The following is a 21159-nucleotide window of genomic DNA, read 5'->3' as shown; positions in this document are numbered from 1 at the left end:
ATGGCGTGACCGGAACGGACACTGGCGAGACACAGATCGAGAGGACGCAACCCGGACGGACGACGAAACGTCAGACGAACGCGCCAGTGATCGGGTCGCGGCCGTCACGCCTGAGCATGGCGAGCACACGGTTCTCACCATGCTCACGCTCCTGCACCCGCGAGACCGCGGGCGGTACAAGCACGCGCAACGCCCGGTCGCACGCCGTCACCGCAACCGGCATCCGGCCGATATACTCGCCATCCGCCATCAGCACCGGCGGCTCGTCGCCCTCCCCGGCACGCGTGATCACGATGTCGCGCACACGCTTCCAACCGAACACCTTCGAGCCGAGCAGCTTGCCGTTGTAGCCCTTGGAAATCGCATCCGCAATCTCCAATGCGTTCGGCATGTGATCGATCCAGATCAGGTCGAGCAGACCATCATCGAACCGCGAATACGGAGACACCTCCAATCCGCCGCCGATATGCCGCGAATTCGCCACAGTGAGCATCGGCGAGACAATGTCCCGCTCCTCCACCGAGCCGTCCGCCAGCGTGGCCTTCACGTGGTAGCCGTACCGTTTGAGATGCGTGACCTCCACGAGTACGGCGGCGAAATACCGCAGGGAACCGCCCGGCAACCGCGAATGGTTGGCGCGATCATTGATGCTCGCATCCAATCCACACGACAGCATGCCCGCATAGTAGCGGTCGAACGCCGGACGATCGGCAGTCGGAGTTCCGGAACCGGCGACCCCGGCGAAAACCGCTCCGGAAGGAGCCCCGGCACCGGAATCCCCGGCACCAGTATCTCCACCAGCATCCTCACCGGCCTCTCCACCAGCATCTCCACCGGCATTCCCACCGGCATTCCCACCGGCATTCCCACCAGTATCCTCCGCGCCGGGCGTTCCGGCATCGATCTCCTCACCGGTGGTCGGATCGGTGGCGACCGCGCCCGGCAGCGCCGTTACATGACCCATGTCCACGTCCACGTGCGAGCCGCGCACAATCGCCCCGACAATGCCTTCCACCGCCGTATCGACGCGATTCACCGGCAGTTTCAGTCCACGGGCGAAATCATTGCCGGAACCGGTGGCGACGATGCCGAGCGGCTTGCCGCTGTCCCCGATCGCGTTCGCACCAAGGGCGATCATGCCGTCACCGCCGACCACGACGAGATAATCGTAATCGTCGATATGCTCACGCGCGTTGGCGAGGGAATCGTCGAAACTGTCGCCGGTCAGGTCGATCACATCGAACCCGTACCGCTCGCCGGCCTCGGCCAGCAGCTCGCGCACACGCTCACCGACCGCGGCACCCCGTCCCTTGTCGGACGTGGGATTGCCGACCAAGGCGACCACGCCGTAATCCATGCTCTCCGTCATACCCACACGATAACCGGAAAGACGGCGGAACCGCCAGAACCGCACCGACCGAACCGCCAGAACCGCACCGACGGAACCAGCTGACCGGCCAACCGGCTGGCCGGCTGAACTGAACCGACCGAACCGTACCGGTGCGGCGTTCATCGCAGCCACCGCACGGCACGGCACGGCCCGACACGGCACGGCACGGCCCGACACAGCACGGCCCGACACGACACGACACGGCACAATCGATAGGCGCATCACGACATCGCACGGCACGGCACGACGAGCGTGTCACGGACTACGCGCCACCAACGTGCGAGTCACGCCGTAGAGCCACATGCGACGGGCCCGGCGCGCGCGTCGATGCCGACGTGCGGCATGAACGGCACGTCGGTGGCGAGCGCGACGCGAACCGTCACATCGCCGCCGAGGTCGCCGCCAATCGCACATGACGTGAGATCGCCGCCGTGCGCCGACGCTACGTCCGCGGCGACGACGCACGGCTCGCCGCGTCCGTCCCGCAGCGCGACCGCCGCGGACAGCGCGGCAAGGTCGGCGGCGGAACGGGCGACGGCGCGACGCGTCAGCAGATGTCCCGCGGTCGCGACGGACGTCAGCAGCACGGCGACGAGCATGATGAGCGCGACACCGGCCATCGTGCCGGACCCCTCATCCGCATGTGCGATGATGGCGCCGGAACGATTCGCGCCGATGGGGTTTGCGCCGTTGAGGTTTACACCGTTGAGGTTTGCACCGTTGGATGTCGTGCCGACGATACCCGCGTCGTCTCGCACCGCAACGACCCGCCCCGCACTGGTTTGGCCCGTGAGGCTTCGACTCCTGCCGACCTGGTTCACGACCTGGTTCACGAGATCACCCCCACGGCGCGGCCTTCGACCCGCGTGGGCAGCACGCCCATCGGATCGGGAATCACCGGGCAGAGCGTCGTCACGGTCACGCGGTCGCCCGAACGGCTCACGTGTACCGTGATGCCGTCTCCGGCGACCGCACGGGCCGCCGAAGCGGGATCGGCGAGGCCGCCATCCGAACCAGAGGAACCGGAAGAGCCCGAGGAACCAGAGGAACCAGAGGAACCACCTGCCGCGACCGCCGTGCGCGCCGCGGCCGACGCGGCATCCTGGCATCCGATGGATACCATCACCGTGCGGGTGAGCGCGAGCAGCAACAAGGCGAGTGCAACCACAGCCGGCAGGACCGTGGCAAATTCCGCGGTGACCGTGCCGGCATCGGCACCGGCACCGGGCTCGGCGGCCATACCGGAATCGGCGGCAGCACCGGGATTGACGGCAGCACCGGAATCGGCGGCCATACCGAACCGACCGTATTCGTCGATCCCGGCAGACTCGCCGGAGATGGATGACGGAGGCGGGCGTCTGGCGCGACGACGCGAATATCGTGCGTTCATGGCGATCAACCTCCCATCGTCAATGCCTTCTTGACGATGTCGAGCAGCATCTTGCGCACGGCATCGGATTTGAGAATGGCAACGAGCAGGGCAGCGAATCCGGTGGCTGCGACCAGCACGACCGCGTATTCGGCGGTGGCGGCGCCTTCTTCGGGTTCGGCGGCGAGGGTGCGCATGCGCGCATCCAACACGCACAGTCGGGCGCGACAGGTATCGCGCAGCTGTTCGGCACGCTCCCGGGCGTACGTGAAGATGCCGGCCTGTCCCTCGCCGCTGACGGGGATGACGGTGTTCATGGAAGTTCCTTTCCTTGGGGATGGTGGGTGCGGGATGGGGATGGGAATTGGGGTGGCAGCTGCCGTGGAAGATGGCGGTGAGTGTCGGCGGAGGCGCCGGGGGAAGACACGATATTGAGTTATGGACCGATCGGTCGTTCCACTGTGCGCGATGAGGTGCGGGTGACGCAATGGATTCCGGGCAATGTGGTCAGTACCCCCTGGTTATCCACATCCCGGGCGTGTCATCCACATCGCTGTGGATAACTCGCGTCGTGATATCACTCCGATGTCACGCTCACAACCACATTCACACACATCATGTCCAACGTGCCCAACACCCAGCGACACAAATCCCGGACGACAGGGCCGTCCTCCCAAATTTGGGACGCTGAGTCCTCAGAGTCCCAAATTCCGGACGAAGCCACTCATCTCCGGAATCTGGGACGCTGAGACGCGGTTAGAGTCCCGGATTCCGGATGATAGGGTCGTCCTCCCGAATCCGGGACGCTGAGAAAGACTCAGCATCCCAAATTCCGGACGAAGCCACTCATTTCCCGAATTTAGGACACTGAAGCATATATGTGGCTCTAACAAGGCGGACTGTCTAACAAGGCGGACGTACGCCAGCGGATCAGTTCACAAGGCCGCGGATAGAATTCCTCCCGTTGGCGGGAGGTGGCGCGTAGCGCCGGAGGGTGGTCGCGGCCGGGAAGGCCGGGATTCCATTTCTTCTCCGGGGGCATTGACTGGCCCGCGGCCCGGAGCCGCTATTCCCGCCCCGGCAGGACGATGCGCCGTATCCGCCCCAGCGTCACAAATCCCGGAGAACGACGGCTTCTTCCGGGATTTCTGACGCTGAGTCATTCCCAGCGTCACATATCCCGGAGATGAGCGGCTTCGTCCGGAATCCGGGATGCTGGGTCCTTCTCAGCGTCCCGGGTTCGGGAGGACGGCTCCGTCGTCCGGGATTTGTGACGCTGAGTCATGCACCCCCGCTGGTCGGCGTCACATATCCCGGGAATAAACGGCTTCATCCGGGATTTCTGACGCCGGGATGGGGCGAGCGGACAGGGAGCGGTTTCCCGGGGTGATGCGGACAGCCGGCCTTCGGACCTGGGGATGTCCCTGTGCTCCACAACAGCGCGTGAGGATGGTGTTGTGGCACGGTGGTGCGCCACAACACGGTCATGGGAGGCGGTTCATGGAAGTTGTGGCGCGTTATGAGGGCCCGTCTGCTCCACGATGCGCGGTGGGAGCGATACCGGCTCCTGTTGTGGAGCAGGCCCGCTCCACAACAGGAGCGAAACCCGGGATTCCGGGAAGTTGTGGCGCGCTTAACAGGCCAGGAACGCTGAAAACAGGGGTTCTCGCGGGGGTCGCGGCGGAAGGCTGCTCCACAACAGGCTCTCCGACATGTGTTGTGGAGCAGACCCGGCCGGGATGCGGGACGTAGGACGCGGGGTATGGGGCCTAGGGTGCGGGGAGCGGAGTATGGGGAGCCGCGCGCCGCACGCGCCCGCCGCGCGCATCCTGGAACGGCCGGCCCATGTCTGAAAACGACCAGCCGGCCCACGCCTGAAAACGGCCGGTCTCGCGCCCGAACCGGCCAGCCCAGCATCGGCGAACGCATCGGATTGCGGCCCGCGACCACCCTCCGGCGCTGCGCGCCACCTCCCGCCAGCGGGAGGGAATACCAATCATCCCGCAGTACATCCGCAACCTGACCGTCACCTCCCGCCAGCGGGAGGGGAGAAGAACTGGCCTGCACACACCCCGAAACGATCGGCCAGCGCCCGAAACGGCCGGCCCCGCGCCTGAACGGCCGGCCTCATGCCGGCGGACGCATCGGATTCCAATCCGAGACCACCCTCCGGCGCTGCGCGCCACCTCCCGCCAGCGGGAGGAAGATACGAGGGATGACTCGGACACACAACCTCTTACCAGCGGAAGAGGAAGAACGATCACCCCGCAGTACATCGCGACCTGATCACCATCCCGCCAGCCCGAGGGAAAGGTGACAATCACAACCGTACGGCCGTACACACCACACTGCGAAGAGCCTCTAAACACGTTTAGTTCCTATAGCCCCCGGATACGGCACCGGCATCGACTGGAACGACTTCCACACCTCGATCCAGACCGGCAGCAAACGAAAAGACCCGCCGAAGCGGGTCTTTTCCACAAGTTCAACCTAGGAGCAGAATCTCAGCACAACATCATCGTTGCAACGGTAAGTCTTTCCAATGCCCGTCCAACGTATCAGTCCTCGTGACCATTACTCTTTGTGGGCTCTGCTCTGTTCGGTTGTTCTTGTAGTTCATAATCTAGGCGCGAGTCCGAGCATGCGCAACTTGGAACAAGGCCTTGTTCACTTCTTTGCGCAATTGGTCGTTCGCACGCGAAAACGCCGGCAAAATGAAGCATCCTGTTCGATTCAGGGCACCCATATGTCACGTCATGTGCGATTCGAACGCGATACCGGCGTGTCGTCCAATAATCCACACGGCCTGCGGCAGGCTCGAGCCGGGAGGTATGAAGACTTGCCACAAACGTCTACGCGATCCGGACAGCCACGGCCAAGAATCAATACGAAGCCAGAAATCAATACGACATGCACAGATGTGTCATGGGCCCCAGCTGCTGGCGGATGACACCCGTTGGCGGAAACAGCGAGAGCACGACGGCGTCCGACTGATCTTCCGACGGGGCGGATGATGCCCGTTGGCGGAGCCAGCGAGGCCCATGCGCATACGTCACAAACATAGGCGCCACGCCAACAGACCACCCAGTCCACCAACAGACACCGCCCAGTCCACCAACAGACCGGCAACAGACCGACCAGACCGGCAACAGAGCTCAACGGCCCACCCAACGTGCAGCGACGATTGTGGATAATCTGACGGAACGACACGGATTCTTGTGGATAATCCGCTGGAATCGGTGGACAACCGGGGGCTCTGTCCACATTGCCCGTACGGCTTGCAGCGTACTTCCCCGCTCCTGTTCAATCGAACCATGAACACGCGAACCTTGACCATACGCAAGCCGCCGGCGGCACCGTCGCCCCCGGCGTACGCACACATGTGGGCGGCACAGTCGCCCCCAGTACAGTCGTCCCCAGTACAGCCGCCCTCAGCACAGTTACTCCCGGCGCAATCGCCTCCGGCACAATCACCCCCAGCGGAAATACACCCCAACTCTCCGCCGCTCCCGCCGGACACGTCGGCCCAGCTGCACGCATCGGCCCAGCTGCACGCATCACCTCAGCCGGACACGTCGTCTCAGCCGCGCGCGTCATCCCAGCCGGTAACGCCACTCCCCGTGCACATAGCCACCGCCCCTGCGTGCGCGCCATCGCCGGTGAACGCGCTCATGCCTTCGCGTCACCCCAGGCCGGATTCCGGCGAGCGCCGGTATGCTCCGACTGTCGTCCGAGTCACCACATCAGCCCGACGTCCGGCTCCGCGGCACCACGTGTTCCCGTCCCCGCCTTCCGGCCGCGCTTCGTCGAGGGGTTCCCGAGATTCGCTTGCAGAACCGCGTAAGCCCGCATTCCTCATGCCCGAAGCGTTTACGACGACCCCCTTCGACGCCGCGTCATCCTTCGACGCCGCGTCATCTTTCGATATCACACCGTCCACCGGTACCGTCACACGCAACACCACGTCACGCACCGCCACACGCAACGTCACGTCACGCACCGCCACGCGCGCCACCACGCGCGCCGCCACGCGCGACACCACGTCACGCGCCACCGCCACGCGCAACACCCCGCCACGAACCACCACGCCCTCTGTCGGCACCACTCCCGCCGACACCATCTCACTTGGCACCGCCGATCCTCCCGGCAATCTCGTCGTGTTCACGTCGCCCAGCGGCGGCATCGGCACGAGCACGTTGATGGCGCTGACGGGGTTGTCCCTGACCTCCAGAGGCGTCGAGTGCGCACTGCTTGACGCTGATCTGGACGGCGGCGGACTCGACGTGCTGCTCGGCATCGAACATGAGCCCGGCCTCTCCCTGCAGGATCTCGATGCGCCGCTCGGCCACATCGATGGCACGGCGCTGAACCGGGAGGTCCCCGAGTGGGAGGGGATGCGTGTGCTCGCCCACACGCCGTGGCGCGGCTCGAACCCGCAATGGTGGGAGCTGGAGGCTGCCGCGGATGCGCTGGCCGAGGCGAACGACATCGTATTGGCGGATGTGGGCCGTGGCACGATTCTCGCCCACATGCCCCGGTTCGCCGCCACCCATCAGGTGGTGGTCGTCGATCTGTCCGTGTTGGGCATGGCGCGCGCGAAATCGCACATCGCCACGCTCGACCGGATGCGTGACGCCGCACTCGGTACCGTGCGGAATGCCTTGCGCGGCGATCCACGCAGCACTCCACATAGCGCCGCGCACGGCCTCCTTCGTGATCGCCGGCATGGGCATGATCGGGCTGATATCACGGATATCGAGGATCCTCCGATCATGATCGGCGTTGAGCCGCGGGGCGTGGCGCGGAAATCGTCAGCATCGTCGGTCGCGGTCGAGGAGGCCGTCGCGTATCTCGGCGAAGACGTGCTCGGACCGTTGCGCTGCATGCCGTCGTTGTGCGCGGACGTGCTTGCGGGATTGGGCATCCGCGCGGTACCGAAACGCAATCGCCGCGTGGTCGACGCGCTGGGCGACGGCATTCTCGAAGGCGTGGGGATTCGAGCGCCGAGCGGAAGGAGACGGTCATGATCCGCAATCGCGACACCCGACGTGCGACTGGCACGTCGATCACGCGCACCCCGGCGGCACGCGCACCATCCGCACGCGCCTCGGCCACACGCGAACCGGCCACACGCGCACTATCCGTCACGGCACCATCCGTCACGGCTCCATCCGTCACGGCACCATCCGTCACGGCACCATCCGTCACGGCACCATCCGGCGCGATCCCAGCCGGCACCATCCCGGCACGCACCGCATCTCCCGTCGTCCCCGCGTTTGAGCCGATCGCGCTCGAGCCGATCGCGTTCGGTCCGCTCGACACCATCGTGCGCGACCCGCGCGTCACCGACGTGGCGGTGACCTGCGACGGACGCGTCTGGGCGGACGACGGAAACGGTATGCGCGAGCGACGTCCGCGCATACCGTTCCGTGACGCGCAGACCGTGCGCGACTATGCGGTGCGACTGTGCGCGCAACTCGGACGGCGTCTTGACGACGCGCGTCCCATCGCCGACGCGTCCAGCGGAAACGGCGTCCGTGTGCACGCGGTAATCGCTCCGATCGTGCCGTATGGCGCGTCCTTGTCGATCCGTCTGCCGGACCGTACCGTCGCCACGTTGCCGGAACTGTGCCGTCGTGGCCTGTTTCCCGCTGAGTGGATGCCGGTGTTGCGCGGACTGGTCGCGCGACGTGCCACACTGCTCGTCACCGGTGGCACTGGCGCGGGCAAGACGACGCTGCTCAAGGCGCTGCTCGCCGAATGTGCGCCGACGGAGCGCGTCGTCACCGTGGAGGAGGTGCGTGAATTGGGCGCGCTGCCGATCGACGACCACGTGTCGATGGTCACGCGCGAGGCGAATGTGGAGGGCGCGGGCGCGGTCGGCTTGCCGGATCTGGTGAAGGCGACGCTGCGCATGCGCCCTGACCGCGTGGTGTTGGGCGAATGCCGCGGCGAGGAGATCGCCGATCTGCTGCGTGCCTACAATTCCGGTCATCATGGCGGCATGACGACGCTGCACGCGGATGGCGTCTCGCGCGTGCCGTCGCGGCTCGTCGCGCTCGGCCTGCTCGCGGGACTCGCGCCGGCGGCGACGGCCATGCTCGCCTGCGACGCGTTCGACGCGGTCCTGCATCTGGAGCGGGACGGCGGGAAACGGCGTATCGCGCAGATCGGTTTGTTGACCGTCGCGCCGAACGGTTCGGCAAGCGCCCCGGCACTGGCCCCGGCAGGGAATCTGGCGAACGGCCCGACAGTAGGTTCGCCGGCAGTATCGCCGACAGTAAGTTCACCGGCAGTATCGCCGACAACGTCACCGACAACGTTGCAGACAGCGTCACCAGCAACGTCGCCGGCAGGGTCGCTGACCGGACTGCCGCTGGCCGTGTGGACGGGTTCCGGAAGACCGTCATACGCGCAGCAATGGCCATATTTCGCCGACCGTTGGAGGCTGCTATGACGACGATCACGATGACTCGGACGCTCTACGGCATCCAGCCGAGCGACTTCGGTCCGCTCGTCGCGCTTGCCGCGCTGTTGGCGGTCGCGGCGATGCTCATACCGGCGCTTGCGCCCATCATCGAACGGAACGTCGGGAGGACGCGACAGCGGAACGCAGGACGCCGCGGAGTATGCCGCGGCCTCCGCGGAGTGGCACATGAGGCCGCGTATGGTGTCACGCGCGACGGCACGCGTGGCGAAATACACTACGGAACGCGAGACGAAATAAACTACGGAACGCGAGACGGAATACGCGGCGGATCGCGCTACAGACAACGCGACGGCGCGCGCGGATTGCGAGACGGCTTCTCTCCCGACTCGTCCCCGCCGCCGCGCATCGGCGTGGACGCGACGATCGCCGCGATCATCGCGCGCGTGAAAAGCGGCGGCGACGCCGTCGAAGCATTCGAGGAGCAAGGCGGCATACGGTTCGCGACGCCGCGCGTGACCGTCGCGCGCGCCGCGACCGTGCTGCGCCGTCGCGCCAAGGACGATGAGTCCGAGGCGGACATCGCGACGGCGGCCCGGCATCTCACCGCCGCGTGCCGACTGAGCGAGCGCACGGGATGCGAGCTGTCGCGCTGTCTGGAGGCGGTGGCCGACGACCAGCGTCGCGTGCGGCGTGCAGCCGAGTTGCGACGGCAGACGTTCGCGATGCCGAAAGCGACGATACGCCTGTTGTCCGCGCTTCCCTTGGTGACGGTCGCGCTCGGCGAACTGTTGGGCGCACGTCCGGTCGCGTTCCTGTTCGGTTCGCCGCAGGGACTGTCGTGTCTGGGATTGGGCGTCCTGTGGTATGCGTGCGGCATGATGTGGACGCGACGATTGCTGACGACATTCGATGATGCGGGATTGTCTACGGGCACGGGCGCGAACCCAAGCGCCACTTCGGGCGCCACCTCGGGCACGGCTGATCCCTTCGTGGACCTGCCGATCACGTTGGCGATGCTGCGGGCCGCACTCGGCCAAGGTGCCTCCATTCCCGGCGCGCTGATCGCCGTGGGCGAGGCGCTCGACGAACCGGAATCCGACAAGGCAGGATTGGACGGATCGATACACCACAGACCGGGGGTTGACGGACCGGCACCGGCACATGGCGGACCGAGCCGAAGCGGGAAACCGGAGCGGAAGTCACACGCCGCGCCACGCATCGGAATGAGAGGAAACCGGCTCGCATGGAACCTGTGCACGTGTCTGCGCGCGGCCGGGTATGCGCTCACGCGCGGCGCGACCTGGCATGAGGCGTGGATCGGTGCGGGCGCGGGAGGCAAGCCACTCGAATCGATCCGCGAGTGCCTCGGCGAGGCGTGGACGCATGGCGTCTCGCCGACGGCGCGGCTGGAACTCGCCATCGAACGGTATGGCCAGGATGAGACCGCCGCCATCGAACGGGCGGCGGCCGGTCTCTCGGTGCGCCTGCTCGCACCCACCGGACTGTGCTTCCTGCCGTCGTTCGTGCTCATCGGCGTGATTCCGGCCATCGTCTCGTTCGTCATGTGAGCCGTTCCGTGATGTGAGCCGTTCCGTATCCGGGTGCTCGCCGTGTGCGGTGGCTTGTGTCCACCATGCGGCCGACGGCGCACGACAACACGTTATCGCTCACAGCACCGGCGTCCATACGTCGCGCAACGCCCAAAATGTGAACTCGCGTTGAACTTTCGCGCGTACACTTCCACCCCAAGCGTTTCAAGGCATAGGATGACAATCATGGCACAGATTTTTGACGCACCATCGAAAGCGATTCTGCGAAGCCAAATCGCAGAGCACATCGCTGAAACCGACAAGAACGATCGGCGCGAGACCCTCGAAGGAGAGGCCCCGCTGCCGACCGATCGCTTCTTCGACCGCGAGCTGAGCTGGCTCAAGTTCAACAAGCGCGTCCTCGAACTCGCCGAAGACCCGGATCAGCCGCTGCTGGAGCGTACCAGCTTCGCGGCGATCTTCGCCAACAACCTCGACGAGTTCTTCATGGTCCGTGTGGCCGGTCTCAAGCGCCGCATCGACTCCGGCATCGCCGTTCCCTCGGCCGCCGGTCTGAGCCCGCGCCAGCTGCTGCGCTCGATCAGCGAGCAGGCGCACGCGCTGCAGAACGAGCACGCCCACTACGTGATCGACAAGCTGTTCCCCGCCCTCGCTGAACAGCACATCGTGCTGCTCAGCTGGGACAAGCTCACCACCGCCGAGCAGGAGCGCCTCTCCCGCTACTACCGTCAGCAGGTGTTCCCCGTGCTCACCCCGCTCGCGGTGGACCCGGCCCACCCGTTCCCGTACATCTCCGGCGGCTCCATCAACCTCGCCGTGATCGTCGAGAACCCGGCCTCCGGCAAGTCCCACTTCGCGCGCGTGAAGATCCCGGGCAACCTCAACCGACTCGTGCCGGTCGACGACATGACCGACGAGGAGTCCAAGGAGGAGCGCTACGGCTTCATCACGATGGAGAACCTCATCATCGCCCATCTGGAATCCCTGTTCCCGGGCATGATCATCAAGGAGGCGCGTTCCTTCCGCGTCACCCGCAACGAGGACATCGACGTCGAAGAGGATGACGCCGAGAACCTCCTCAACGCGATGGAGAAGGAACTGCTGCGCCGCCGCTTCGGACCGCCGATCCGTCTGGAGATCTCCGACCAGACCAGCCCGTTCCTCTCCCAGCTGCTCGCCGACCAGCTCGGCGTCAATCCGGAGGAGGTGTACCGTCTGCCGGCGCCGCTCGACATGACCGTGCTGTTCGAGCTCGGCGGCATCGACCGTCCGGATCTGAAGAACCGCCCGTTCATCCCGACCACGAACCGTCAGATCGCCGAGGTCGAGTCGAGCCGTGCGCAGGACATCTTCGCCGCCATCCGCGAGCGCGACATCCTGCTGCACCACCCCTATGACTCGTTCTCCACGTCCGTGCAGGCGTTCCTCGCGCAGGCGGCCGCCGATCCCAAGGTTCTGGCCATCAAGCAGACGCTGTACCGTACCAGCTCCAATTCGCCGATCATCGACGCGCTGGTCGACGCGGCGCACGCCGGCAAGCAGGTGCTGGCGCTGGTCGAGATCAAGGCCCGCTTCGACGAGGACGCGAACATCGCGTGGGCGCGCAAGCTGGAACGCGCCGGCGTGCACGTCGTGTACGGCATCGTGGGCCTCAAGACCCACTGCAAGCTCATCGAGGTGGTGCGCCAGGAGGCCGACGGCCTGCGCCGCTACTGCCATGTGGGCACCGGCAACTACAACCCGAAGACGGCCCGCATCTACACCGATCTGGGCCTGCTCACCTGCGATCCGGTGGTCGGACAGGATCTCACCCGCCTGTTCAACCAGCTGTCCGGCTACGCGCCGAAGTCGAGCTTCCATCGTCTGCTCGTCGCGCCGCGCACCATCCGCACCGGCCTCATCCAGCGCATCCGCCGCGAGGAGGATGCCGCCCGCGCCGGCAAGGAGGCGTGGATCAAGATCAAGGTCAACTCCGTGGTGGACGAGAAGACCATCGACGCCCTGTACCGCGCCTCGCAGGCGGGTGTGAAGATCGACATCGTCGAGCGCGGCATCTGCTCGCTCAAGCCCGGCGTTCCCGGCCTGTCCGAGAACATCCGCGTGCGTTCGATTCTCGGCCGCTTCCTCGAGCACAGCCGCATCTACGCGTTCTGCAACGCGGACGGCCCGCAGATCGGCGAAGGCCCGCTGTCCGGCCCGGAGGTGTGGATCGGTTCCGCCGATCTGATGCACCGCAACCTCGACCGTCGTGTCGAGGCGCTGGTGCGCATCACCGCGCCCGAGCAGATTCAGGAACTGCTGGACTACATCGACCTGCAGATGGCCGATTCGACCTCCAGCTGGCACATGCTGCCCGATGGTTCCTACGAGCGCCACTCGAAGGATGAGGAAGGCCGTCCGCTGGTGGACTGCCAGGAGTACCTGATCCGCAGGCACACGCGCCGCCGCGGCAACCACAGCTGAGGCACCCGTTCACATGCCGGTCGCACTGGTGGAACTGTTGTCCACCGGCGCGACGGATCGCCTTGACAGGGCGTATGATGAACTCCGGAATTTGTGAACGTTAACGCAGACGAAGGCCGACCCACCACGGGTCGGCCTTCGTCGTTGCGGCGGGAAAACTACGTAGAAACCCACGCGAGCCCCCGCACGCGACCCTGCGTACAATCGAAGGGTGAACAAGAAAATGAGCAAGATCGTGGAAGCGGCGGGCGGCATCCTCTACAGACGTCGTCGGCTCCCTGACGACGTTGCGCGACGACGCGCCGACGAAGGCTCCTCCGTAATCACATCCGCGGCATCCGCGACATCCGCGACGACTGCGGCAACCGGCGTAACCGACGCAACCGGCATCACAAGCGCAATCACCGCGTCCGCATTCGGCACCCCGCGTTTCGACGACATCGAAGTCTGTCTCGTCCATCGCCCGAAATACGACGATTGGAGCTGGCCGAAAGGCAAAGTCGACCCGAACGAATCGCATATGCACGCGGCCGTGCGCGAAATCGGCGAGGAGACCGGACTGCCGGTCGCGCTCGGCCCCTACCTCGGCGACATCGAATACCCACAATCCGAAGAGGGCAGCAAGAAGCGCCACACGAAGAACTACGCGCCCGACGTGAACACGAAACACATCCGCTTCTGGATGGCCACCGCCGTCTCCCCCGTCGACAGTCTCAAACGCACCGCCGCGCTCGGCCCCGTACACCGCGCCGACGTCGGCGAGATCGACGAGGTGATCTGGCTCACCCCGGACAAGGCGCGCAAGAAGCTCACCCACTCCACGGACAAGGAAATCCTCGCCCTGTTCATCGACCGACTGCAGGAAGGCGCGGCCGACGCGGTGCCGGTCATCCTCGTGAGGCACGGCAAGGCGGAGGCGCGCAAGTCCTGGAAGGGCACCGATGCGAACCGTCCGATCACGCCGCGGGGCGCCGCCGCCGCATTCGCTCTAAGCCACGAACTCGCCTGCTTCAACCCGGTGCGCCTCGCCACCTCGCCGTGGATTCGCTGCATGGAGACACTGGAGACATTCTCCTGGCAGACCGGTCGTGACATGATCAAGCTCGACCCGCTCACCGAGGACGCGTTCGCCGCCGACCCGCAGGCCGCATGGGAGTGCTTCGCCTCCGAAATCGACTATGCACTCAGGCACCGCAGCCCGGTCGCGATCTGCATGCACCGGCCCGTGATCGGTGGTATATTCGACCATCTGCGCGCCCTGTGCGTCTCCGATTCGCTCACGAAACGGCTGATCGCCAAGTCGCCCTACATGCCCACCGGCAGTGCGCTCGCGCTGTTCGCCGTCGCCACGCCGCAAGGACACCGCATCATCGATATCCAGAAGGTCAATCCGCTTGTCTACTAGCTTCCCCACCGCAAGCGCCGGAACCACCGGCAACACGGGCAACGGGTCCGTGCTCGCCTCCCGTTCCGGCTTCGTGCCCACGCCCGGCTCCGCGCCGCGCCCGTCGCGCCCCGGCCAACTCGCCCCCGCCCTGCTCGAGCAGATGTCGGGAGGCAGCGATCCGGGCGTCGTCAACGAGATCGCGCACTCCTCCGCATCCGCCCTGCTCGACCGCGTGCGTCACAGCGAGGATCCGTCGGTGGTCGCGCGCGTGCTCACCGTCGTCGAACGCGAAGGCGTCGACGACATCGCCGAACTGTGGAGCTCCTCGCCGGCGGATACGCTGCCCGGTGTGCTGTGGCGACTGTACATGCTGCGCACGTGGATGCGCACGCACCGTGACGCGATCGCGCGGCTGTGGCGCGTCGGGGAACCGGTTGCGACGTCCGCCTCCGCGATCGCCGGCGTCGATCAGGCTCCGACGGAGGACGACATCGCACGCCTCGCCGATTCGATCCTGTCCGGCGCGTTCACCGGCGACTTCGCCGTCGCGATGGAACGCGCGTCCGCCTTCACCGACGTGGTCGCCTTGGGATTGCGCATCGAAGCGAAGCATCTCGCCGGACAGGCCGCCGCGTTGGGCGCCACGTCGAGCACCGCGTCGAGCGACACCAAGTCGAACGCCGACAAGGCCGCACGGCTCATGCACACGGCAGCGAACCTGTTCGTCACCGCCAAGGACTTCCACCACGCCGCGAACCTCTGGCGGCGCGGCAAACTGGAGTAGCGCGCGCGTGACGCATCCTGCAGCGCGCCGCTCTGCAGGATGCGTCACGCCCCAGCAGCCACTTCATTCTCAAATAATGGTGGTTTGGGGTTGTGCGGCACAACAACCTGCCGCACAACCCCAAACCACCCGTCCTCAGCATTACACGGCACAACAACCTGCCGCACAACCCCCAAACCACCCATCCACGGCATTACACGGCACAACAACCCGCCACACAACCCCAACCCCACCCGTCCACAGCATTACACGGCACAACAACCCGCCACACAACCCACAATCGCGCCGACCGCCTCGGGAATCAGCGATACATCGCGACACGCGTATCATGCGAATCGCCAAGCGCTGCTCATTTGATGCAGAAGGCGGCATACAGCGGTATGCTGCGGACGCCGTTTTCAGTATCGAAGTTCTTGGTGGACAGTCGGATCGCTTCGGCCGGCTCGTATTTGCCGCGGTAGACCGCGAGACTGCGGGATCTGGTGTTGTCGGACGGTCCGGTACGCACCGCGGATGTGCGGAAGCGGTTCGCTAATACAGGCTCGGAGGCGAGCGCCCGTGCCTCACTCATCGAACTTGGCCTCATCTACGCGTCCGGATACGGGCAGGTCGCGTTCTCCGTGCCCCGGATGGCTGAATTCGTGCGACGCATCATGCCTCAGGTCGACCAGATCCACGACGGGCGGCGCTGAGGAGGACGGGGCTCCAACACGCGCTTGAAAGCCGACGTACCCGCAACAACCCGAATCGGGCATAATGGCTCATGCAACGAATCAAGGCAGAGAAACCGATACCCGCATCGGCACGGCATAGCGTGACGGCATCACGCAAAGCAGCAAATCGCCCGAACGCTTGGTCAACGCCGAAGCGAGTCACAGGCGAGTCAAAGAGGAGAAAGGATCAATCATGTTCGGAGACCATCATCACGGCATAGTCACGGCGATGCCGCGCGCCGCCGCAGCGACGCTCGCCGCCGTGGCGACCGTCGCGCTGACGGCTACGATGCTGGTCGCGCCGTCGCCCGCGCTCGCCGCGGACGGCGCGACCGCGAGCACCACTTCGACCGCGGACTTCGAAGGCAAGACCGCGACGGAAGTGCTGGCGACGCTGAAGACCAAGGGCCGCGCACCGAAGACCGGCTACGCGCGCACGCAGTTCGGCGCGGCGTGGGCGGACGTCGACCACAACGGCTGCGACACGCGCAACGACATCCTCAAGCGCGACATGACCGACGTGACGTTCAAGGCTGGCACACATGACTGCATCGTCATGTCGGGCACGCTCGCCGACCCGTACACGGGCAAGACGATCAGCTTCACGCGCGGCAACAAGACGAGCAGCGCCGTGCAGATCGACCATGTGGTCGCCCTGTCCGACGCGTGGCAGAAGGGCGCGCAGAAGCTGTCCAAGTCGCAGCGCAAGCAACTCGCCAACGACCCGTACAACCTGCTCGCCGTCGACGGCCCCGCCAACCAGCAGAAGAGCGACGGCGACGCGGCCACCTGGCTGCCGAAGAACAAGTCGTTCCGCTGCGAATACGTGGCGCGTCAGATCGGCGTGAAGGCGAAGTATTCGCTGTGGGTCACCAAGGCGGAACGCAAGGCGATGACGAAGGTCCTCGCCACCTGCCCGACGCAGACCGTGCCGTTGAACGACGAGGCGCAGGCGGCGACCGACGCCGCGGCGCAGCAGCAGGCGCAGCAGGAGGCCGCCGCACAGGCGCAAGCCGAGGCGCAGGCCCAAGCGGAAGCGCAGGCGCAAGCGGAAGCGCAGGCGCAACAGCAGGCTCAGGCTGAAGCACAAGCCCAGCAGGCGCAGCAGGATGCGAATGTCTACTATCCGAACTGTTCGGCCGTGCGCGCCGCCGGCAAGGCCCCGCTGTACCAGGGTCAGCCCGGATACTCCACCAAACTCGACCGCGATCGCGACGGCGTGGCCTGCGAGTAACGCCCCGCCACGCAGCGGCGGGCGCGGCGGGTAGCCCCCGGTCGAAGCCGCACGACGGTGGCCCGACCCGGGCTCCCGCATGGCGGGACGCGGTCGCGCCCACCGCGCCAGTCGCGCCCACGGCCACCGCGGCCGCGGCGGCCGGTCATCATATGGAAGTCGGCGCGTCGCCGCACGGACGGTTCCGTAGGATTGAACATCACGTGTGTAGTTCCGCCCATCTATCCCAACGAGGTTGATATGTCCGAAAAACTGAAGGTCGGCGTGCTCGGTGCGACCGGCATGGTCGGCCAGCGTTTCATCACGCTGCTGGAGAACCACCCGTGGTTCGAGGTGACGACGCTCGCCGCGTCCGCGCATTCCGCCGGCAAGACGTATGAGGAGGCGGTCGGCGACCGTTGGAAGATGGAAGCGCCGATGCCCGAATACGTCAAGCACATGACGGTGGTCGACGGCGACGACGCCGAGAAGGTCGCCGCGGGCGTGGACTTCATGTTCTCCGCGGTGAACATGCCGAAAGACCAGATCCGCGCAATCGAGGAACGCTACGCGAAGACGGAGACACCTGTCGTGTCGAACAACAGCGCGCACCGTTGGACCCCGGACGTGCCGATGGTCGTGCCGGAGATCAACCCGGAGCATTTCGCCGTGATCGAACACCAGCGCAAGCGCCTCGGCACGACGCGCGGCTTCATCGCCGTCAAGCCGAACTGCTCGATCCAGGCGTACACGCCGGCGCTGGCCGCGTGGAAGGAATTCGAGCCGCACGAGGTGGTCGTGAGCACCTACCAGGCGATTTCCGGCGCGGGCAAGACGTTCAAGGACTGGCCTGAGATGGTGGGCAACATCATCCCGTTCATCTCCGGCGAGGAGGCGAAGAGCGAGAAGGAACCGCTCAAGGTATTCGGTCACGTGGACGCCGATAAGGGCGAGATCGTGCCGTTCGACGGCCCGCTGCGCATCACGTCGCAGTGCATCCGCGTGCCCGTGCTCGACGGCCACACCGCAACCGTGTTCATCAACTTCGGTAAGAAGGCCACGAAGGAGGAGCTCGTCGACCGTCTCGTGAACTACACGTCCGAGGCCGCGAAACTCGGTCTGCCGCACGCGCCGAAGCACTTCATCCAGTACCTCACCGAGGATGATCGCCCGCAGGTGAAGCTCGACGTGGACTACGAGGGCGGCATGGGCGTCTCGATCGGCCGCCTGCGCGAGGATTCGATCTTCGACTGGAAGTTCGTGGGACTCGCGCACAACACGCTGCGCGGTGCTGCCGGCGGCGCGCTCGAATGCGCCGAGATGCTCAAGGCGCTCGGCTACATCACGAAGAAGTAGCGGAGAATCTGACGGTATAGGGCTCAAGAGTTCCCGGAGGAACGCGATTCCTCCGGGACTTCTCATATTGTGGCGCCATCAGAGAAGGGCCGCATCCGCGGATAGAGGCAGACCACAGCGGCTCCTCGCATTGTGGTGTGCATAAGGCCATGCGCGGTGATTCTCATATTCCTCCCGTATTCCTCCCGCTGGCGGGAGGGGGCGCGCACGGCCCCGTACCGACGGGCTGCGCCACGATACATGCCGGAGAGCCTGTTGTGGAACGGCATACCGCAGCAACCCCCGGGCAAACCCCTGTTTTCAGTGTTCCCGGCCCGTAAAGTGCGCCACGACTCCCCGGAATCCCGGCTTCGGCTCCTGTTGTGGAGCAAGCCTGCTCCACAACAGCCGGCGGTATCGCTCCCATCGCATGTCGTGGAGCAGACAAGGCCCCATAACGCGCCACAATTCCCACGAACCGCCTCCCACAACCGTGTTGTGGCACGCCGCCGCTCCACAACACCATCCCCGCACGCCGTTGTGGAGCACCGCCCACGATACGAATCCACACAACGTATGGAGTGCGGGGACGCCCCGGCACCGAAACACGTGGCCTCCGAAAATGGCCACGAGAATTCTTCTTCCATGGAAGAAATCAAGGCCGTTTTTCAAGGTTTCTTCTTCCATGGAAGAAATTCGAGCCATGTTCGGGGATTTCTTCTTCCATACAAGAAGAAATCCCTGTGAGCATAGCGAAAAGCCCCTTCCACACGATGAGCAACCGTGCGAAAGGGGCCTGCAAACCCGGAAGAGGCGATCAGCGGCCGGTGCCGCCGTAGACGACGGCCTCCACCTTGTCGGCGTCGAGGCCGTAGGCGGTGTGGAGGGCCTTGACGGCCTCGTTGAGCTGGTCGAGCGGCACGAGCGCGGCGATGCGGATCTCGGAGGTGGAGATCATGAGCACGTTGATGCCCTTCTCGCTCAGCGCCTGGAAGAACTTGGCGGCGAGACCGGAGTGGGTCTTCATGCCGACGCCGACGACCGCGACCTTGCCGACGTTCGTATCGACGTCGAAGGACTTGTAGTCGAGCGCCTCGTGCGCGTCGAGCAGCGCGTTCTCGACGGCCTTGACGGAGGCTTCCGGCACGGTGAAGGAGATGTCGGCGGTGCCGGCGGAGGAGCCGGCCTGCACGATCATGTCGACGTTGATGCCGGCGGCGGCCAGTTCGGTGAACACCTTCGCGGCCATGCCCGGCTCGTTCGGCACGCCGCGCACGGTGGCGAGCGCTTCGCTGCGGTCGTGCGCGATGCCGGAGATGACCGGCGCTTCGGGGCCGAGGTCGGGGAACAGGTCGCCCATGGACTTGGTTTCGTTGTTGTCGCTCATGATGGTTTCGTATCGCTTTCGGTTTCGTTGCGGTTCGGTCTGTGACGTTCGGTGTGACGTTCGGTCGGTGATGTTCGCCCTGTGCCGTTCAGTCGATGTTCGGCAGGCTGCGCGGGTCGACGCCTTCGGGCACGACGAGCGTGCCGGGACGGTGCGAGAAGGAGGAGCGCACGTGCAGCGGCATGTTGAATCGCTGCGCGTATTCGACGCAGCGCAGCGCGAGCACCTTGGAGCCGCACGACGCCATTTCGAGGATCGCGTCGTAGCCGGCGTACGGGATGCGCTTCGCGGTGGGCACGATGCGCGGGTCGGCGGTGAAGATGCCGTCCACGTCGGTGTAGATCTCGCAGATGTCGGCGCCGAGCGCGACGGCGAGCGCGACGGCGGACGTGTCGGAGCCGCCGCGGCCGAGCGTGGTCGCGTCGCCCTTCGCGTTGATGCCCTGGAAGCCGGCGACGATGGCGACGTCGCCGAGGGAGAGCGCGTTCTTGACGCGGTCCGGCTTGACGGCCTTGATGTGTGCGGCACCGTAGCGGGCGTCGGTGAAGAATCCGGCCTGTTGTCCGGTGAACGAGTGGGCGCGGCTGCCTTCCGCGTGGATGGCCATGGCGAGCAGGCTCATGGAGATGCGTTCGCCGGCGGTCATGAGCATGTCCATCTCGCGCTCGGGCGGGTTGGAGTCGATGCTCAGGGCCTGGTCGATGAGATCGTCGGTGGTGTCGCCCATCGCGGAGACGACCACGGCGACCTTGTTGCCTTTTTTCTTCGTTTCGACGACGCGCTTGGCCACACGTTTGATCGAATCGGTATCGGCGACCGACGAGCCGCCGTACTTCTGCACGATGAGAGCCACTGCTATCCAATCTTCTTCCGCTGCCTCCCGTCCTCTCGCGGGACGGGAGCGTTTGCCGCATATGCTACGTAAACGCAATGATTATAAGGAGAGGCGTGCGACCCCCGCGAACCCTCGCCACCATGCGGACATGCGGAGACGCCCTGCCGCAGTTATCCACCACATATCTATTGGCCGATCGGGTTGTCCACAACTACATATGCCGATATGCGCGGTTATCCACCGGGTTATCCACAGCCACCCCGCCAATCAGCCACGACACGCCGAACTGCATTGTGGATAAGA

General features: G+C 65.5%; 14 protein-coding genes and 1 pseudogene. 8 read left to right on the top strand and 7 right to left on the bottom strand.

Annotation, left to right across the window (positions count from 1 at the left end; genetic code table 11):
• Window positions 1-70: 70 nt before the first annotated feature.
• From AC1AYR_RS09005 to AC1AYR_RS08990, 4 genes are all read right to left on the bottom strand, one after another.
• Window positions 71-1369: a diacylglycerol/lipid kinase family protein gene (locus AC1AYR_RS09005; RefSeq protein WP_476512338.1), complete on the bottom strand. Its 1299-nt coding sequence runs from the start codon at window positions 1367-1369 to the stop codon at window positions 71-73.
• 305 nt (window positions 1370-1674) lie between these two features.
• The gene (locus tag AC1AYR_RS09000) at window positions 1675-2148 is read right to left on the bottom strand and encodes an Rv3654c family TadE-like protein (RefSeq protein ID WP_476512337.1); all 474 of its coding nucleotides are present in this window, start codon (window positions 2146-2148) and stop codon (window positions 1675-1677) included.
• A 71-nt stretch (window positions 2149-2219) separates the two neighbouring features.
• On the bottom strand, window positions 2220-2780 hold the full coding sequence (locus AC1AYR_RS08995; protein WP_476512336.1) for a TadE/TadG family type IV pilus assembly protein: 561 nt from the start codon (window positions 2778-2780) through the stop codon (window positions 2220-2222).
• A gap of 5 nt (window positions 2781-2785) precedes the next feature.
• Window positions 2786-3076, bottom strand: a complete 291-nt coding sequence (locus AC1AYR_RS08990) for a DUF4244 domain-containing protein (RefSeq protein WP_476512335.1) — start codon at window positions 3074-3076, stop codon at window positions 2786-2788.
• Between the two features lie 3540 nt (window positions 3077-6616).
• Between AC1AYR_RS08990 and AC1AYR_RS08985 the strand changes: the two genes are divergently transcribed.
• The 6 genes and pseudogenes from AC1AYR_RS08985 to AC1AYR_RS08960 all read left to right on the top strand — a co-directional run bounded on the left by AC1AYR_RS08985 (window position 6617) and on the right by AC1AYR_RS08960 (window position 15373).
• Window positions 6617-7786: a CpaE-like family protein gene (locus AC1AYR_RS08985; protein ID WP_476512334.1), complete on the top strand. Its 1170-nt coding sequence runs from the start codon at window positions 6617-6619 to the stop codon at window positions 7784-7786.
• Window positions 7787-8058: 272 nt separating this feature from the next.
• Window positions 8059-8949, top strand: a pseudogene (locus AC1AYR_RS08980) (CpaF family protein); the annotation flags it as partial.
• 602 nt (window positions 8950-9551) lie between these two features.
• Window positions 9552-10757, top strand: a complete 1206-nt coding sequence (locus AC1AYR_RS08975) for a type II secretion system F family protein (RefSeq protein WP_476512333.1) — start codon at window positions 9552-9554, stop codon at window positions 10755-10757.
• A gap of 207 nt (window positions 10758-10964) precedes the next feature.
• Window positions 10965-13202, top strand: coding sequence for an RNA degradosome polyphosphate kinase (locus AC1AYR_RS08970; protein WP_476512332.1), 2238 nt, complete (start codon window positions 10965-10967; stop codon window positions 13200-13202).
• 223 nt (window positions 13203-13425) lie between these two features.
• Entirely contained in the window at window positions 13426-14607 is a 1182-nt protein-coding gene (locus tag AC1AYR_RS08965; protein WP_476512347.1) for an NUDIX hydrolase, read from the top strand.
• A gap of 142 nt (window positions 14608-14749) precedes the next feature.
• Entirely contained in the window at window positions 14750-15373 is a 624-nt protein-coding gene (locus AC1AYR_RS08960) for a hypothetical protein (protein WP_476512346.1), read from the top strand.
• A 349-nt stretch (window positions 15374-15722) separates the two neighbouring features.
• Here AC1AYR_RS08960 and AC1AYR_RS08955 read toward each other — a convergent pair whose 3' ends face one another.
• Window positions 15723-15944, bottom strand: coding sequence for a hypothetical protein (locus AC1AYR_RS08955; RefSeq protein ID WP_476512331.1), 222 nt, complete (start codon window positions 15942-15944; stop codon window positions 15723-15725).
• Window positions 15945-16279: 335 nt separating this feature from the next.
• Between AC1AYR_RS08955 and AC1AYR_RS08950 the strand changes: the two genes are divergently transcribed.
• Window positions 16280-17320 carry a GmrSD restriction endonuclease domain-containing protein gene (locus AC1AYR_RS08950; protein ID WP_476512330.1) on the top strand — a complete coding sequence of 347 codons (1041 nt, stop codon included), beginning with the start codon at window positions 16280-16282 and terminating at the stop codon, window positions 17318-17320.
• Window positions 17321-17560: 240 nt separating this feature from the next.
• Complete coding sequence (gene asd, locus AC1AYR_RS08945; RefSeq protein WP_476512329.1) at window positions 17561-18655, top strand: aspartate-semialdehyde dehydrogenase; 1095 nt, start codon at window positions 17561-17563, stop codon at window positions 18653-18655.
• Between the two features lie 796 nt (window positions 18656-19451).
• Here the strand turns inward: asd and AC1AYR_RS08940 are convergent.
• Together AC1AYR_RS08940 and AC1AYR_RS08935 are read right to left on the bottom strand one after the other, a co-directional pair.
• Complete coding sequence (locus AC1AYR_RS08940) at window positions 19452-20021, bottom strand: ACT domain-containing protein (protein WP_476512328.1); 570 nt, start codon at window positions 20019-20021, stop codon at window positions 19452-19454.
• Between the two features lie 88 nt (window positions 20022-20109).
• Window positions 20110-20874: an aspartate kinase gene (locus tag AC1AYR_RS08935; RefSeq protein WP_476512327.1), complete on the bottom strand. Its 765-nt coding sequence runs from the start codon at window positions 20872-20874 to the stop codon at window positions 20110-20112.
• Window positions 20875-21159 lie beyond the last annotated feature (285 nt).

This window comes from Bifidobacterium sp. LH_417, assembly GCF_056357035.1.
Note: the sequence above shows the minus strand (reverse complement) of the source record. Positions and strands in the feature narration are given on the sequence as shown.